This is a genomic window from Vibrio sp. 2134-1 (assembly GCF_033339495.1).
Genome location: NZ_JAWOUS010000790.1, coordinates 1 through 558, shown reverse-complemented (window position 1 = coordinate 558; position 558 = coordinate 1). Strand labels below are relative to the sequence as shown.

Genomic DNA, 558 nt, shown 5'->3' with positions numbered 1-558 from the left:
CAAAGTGCGACGCGTGTCGGCCGAGACCATCAAGCTGCATTGAACATTGTTGTTTTAGGGCGTGTCGCACCACAGAAAGACCCTCAATTTTTACTTAACACACTCCGTTGCTTGAATCGATTTGCACTCAATCGCCAATTAGACATTACTTGGATTGGAGGAGGAGACAGAGAGCTAGAGCAAGCGTTAAGAGCTGAAGACGTACAAGTAACGGGTATGCTTCCTCGCGATGAAGTAGTTAAGAAACTGCAGGCCTCCGATCTCTATTTACATACCGCCGCATGGGAAGGTATGCCTTTAACGATTCTAGAAGCCGCGAAGCTGCACCTCCCTATGGTGATTCGTTCCATTGGTGCCACAAAAGATCTCAACTATCCTTTTTTGGCGCAAACACCAGAAGACATGGCAAAGCAAATGACACATTGCATCAATCACTATGATGACATTGATTTTCGCCAATACACCACCGAGTTGAATGAGACGTTCAGTGAAGAAAAACAACGCCTCGCTCTAAACAACATTTACAGTTAGAGAAATAGAATGTTTCAAGCCATTCAA

At 44.8% G+C, this 558-nt stretch carries 1 protein-coding gene; it reads left to right on the top strand.

All coding sequences use genetic code 11. The features are described 5' to 3' along the window. The coding region (locus R7R78_RS28560; protein WP_225474905.1) for a glycosyltransferase at window positions 1-531 on the top strand (531 nt) is incomplete at its 5' end. Between the last annotated feature and the right edge of the window lie 27 nt (window positions 532-558).